The sequence below is a fragment of the Variovorax sp. CF313 genome, assembly GCF_000282635.1.
GTDB lineage: Bacteria > Pseudomonadota > Gammaproteobacteria > Burkholderiales > Burkholderiaceae_C > Variovorax.
Genome location: NZ_AKIW01000122.1, coordinates 4,482 through 6,767, shown reverse-complemented (window position 1 = coordinate 6,767; position 2,286 = coordinate 4,482). Strand labels below are relative to the sequence as shown.

Below are 2,286 nucleotides of genomic sequence, written 5' to 3'. Positions count from 1 at the left end.
CGAAGCCTGGGGGCGAGCATTACTTCGTGACCAGCACCACGTCGGTCTTCACTTCGGCGGGCATCTCCGACTGCTTCTTCTTGTCGGCGATGGCCTTCAGCGCGGTCTCGATGCCGAACACGGCCTGCTTGGCGGCGAACTGGTCGGCGGTGGCGAGCACGCGGCCGTCCTTGAGCATCGGCTTGATGGCGCCGATGTTGTCGTAGCCCACCACCAGCACCTTGCCGGTCTTGCCCGCGGCCTTGACCGCAGCCACGGCACCCAGCGCCATGCTGTCGTTGCCGGCGAGCAGGGCCTTCAGGTCGGGGTGCTCGCGCATCATGCCGGCGGCCACCGTGTTGCCCTTGTCGATTTCCCACTGGCCCGACTGCACGCCCACCACCGTTGCGCCGGCAGCCTTCATGGCATCTTGATAGCCCAGCGTGCGCTGCTGTGCATTGAAGGTGGTCGACACGCCTTCGATGATGCCGACCTTGTCGCCGGCCTTCAGCTCCTTGGCGAGCGCATCGCCCACCAGCTTGGCGCCGGCGCGGTTGTCGGGGCCGACGAACGGCACCTGGATGCCCTTTTCCTTGAGCGCGGCCGCGTCGAGCTGGTTATCGATGTTGACCACCAGGATGCCCTTGTCGATGGCGGCCTTGATCACCGGTACCAGCGCCTTCGAATCGGCCGGGGCGATCACCAGCGCGTTGATCTTCTGCGCCACCATCTGCTCGACCATCTTGATCTGGGCGGCGGTGTCGGTCTCGTCCTTGATGCCGTTGGCCACCAGCGTGTATTCGGAGGCATGGGCCTTCTGGTGCGCCTTGGCGCCGTCTTCCATGGTGCGGAAGAACTCGTTGGCCAGCGACTTCATGACCAGCGCGACCTTGGGCTTGTCCTGTGCGAAGGCGGGGGTTCCGGCAATGGCGCCCAGCAGCATGAGGGCGGCAGCGCTTTGCAGGGTACGGCGGGTGAACTTCATGGGAATGTCTCCTGGGATGGTTGATCAGAGCGGTACGCCGGTCTTTGCCGGGGGCTCCGATGTTAGCCGAGGGAAACGTTTGCGCAAACGTTTGCTAATCGGGGCTAACCCTGATGTTTTTGGGTAGGGAAGGAGGGGGTGAAGCCCTGCCCGGACCGGCCTGCAATCCCGCTCGCCTAAAATTGGCGGTTACCCAAGAGGACCCCCCATGAGTTTGCAATGCGGCATCGTCGGCCTGCCCAACGTCGGTAAATCCACCCTTTTCAATGCGCTGACCAAGGCCGGCATCGCGGCCGAGAACTATCCGTTCTGCACCATCGAGCCCAACGTGGGCGTGGTGGAAGTGCCCGATCCGCGGCTTGCGCAACTGAGCGAGATCGTCAAGCCCGAGCGCATCGTGCCCGCCATCGTCGAGTTCGTCGACATCGCTGGCCTGGTGGCCGGTGCCAGCACAGGCGAAGGCCTGGGCAACAAGTTCCTGGCGCACATCCGCGAGACCGACGCCACCGTCAACGTGGTGCGCTGCTTCGACGACGAGAACGTGATCCACGTGGCCGGCAAGGTCGACCCGATCTCCGACATCGAAGTGATCCAGACCGAACTCTGCCTGGCCGACCTCGCCACGGTCGAGAAGGCGCTGCACCGCCACACCAAGGTGGCCCGTTCGGGCGACAAGGACGCGCAGAAGCTCGTCGGCCTGCTCGAGCGCTGCCAGGCCGCGCTGAACGAGAACACGCCGGTGCGCGCGCTCGAGTTCACGAAGGAAGAGCAGCCGCTGGTGAAGAGCTTCACGCTGATCACCGCCAAGCCCGCGATGTTCGTCGGCAACGTGGCGGAAGACGGCTTCGAGAACAACCCCTACCTCGATCGCCTGCGCGAGTACGCCGCCAAGCAAGGAGCGCCCGTGGTCGCCATCTGCGCCAAGATCGAAGCCGACCTGGCCGAAATGGATGACGAAGACAAGAAGATGTTCCTCGCCGAGATCGGCCAGGAAGAGCCCGGCCTGAACCGCCTGATCCGCGCGGCCTTCAAGCTGCTGGGCCTGCAGACCTACTTCACCGCCGGCGTGAAGGAAGTGCGCGCCTGGACCATCCACATCGGCGACACCGGCCCGCAGGCGGCCGGCGTGATCCACGGCGACTTCGAGAAGGGCTACATCCGCGCTCAGACCATCGCGTTCGAGGACTACATCGCCTTCAAGGGCGAGCAGGGCGCGAAGGACGCGGGGAAGATGCGGTCGGAAGGCAAGGAATACGTCGTGAAGGATGGCGACGTGATGAACTTCCTGTTCAGTTCGTAATAGGGCTCGCCCCCAGGCTGCG

2 protein-coding genes are annotated in these 2,286 nt (G+C 64.5%); one reads left to right on the top strand and one right to left on the bottom strand.

Annotated features, from left to right (window positions below; translation table 11 throughout):
• Positions 1-19: 19 nt before the first annotated feature.
• Positions 20-964, bottom strand: a complete 945-nt coding sequence (locus PMI12_RS25495; protein WP_007838312.1) for a sugar ABC transporter substrate-binding protein — start codon at positions 962-964, stop codon at positions 20-22.
• A 208-nt stretch (positions 965-1,172) separates the two neighbouring features.
• On the opposite strand from PMI12_RS25495, the gene ychF reads away from it, so the two are divergent.
• Entirely contained in the window at positions 1,173-2,264 is a 1,092-nt protein-coding gene (gene ychF, locus PMI12_RS25490) for a redox-regulated ATPase YchF (RefSeq protein WP_007838310.1), read from the top strand.
• The last annotated feature ends 22 nt before the right edge of the window (positions 2,265-2,286 follow it).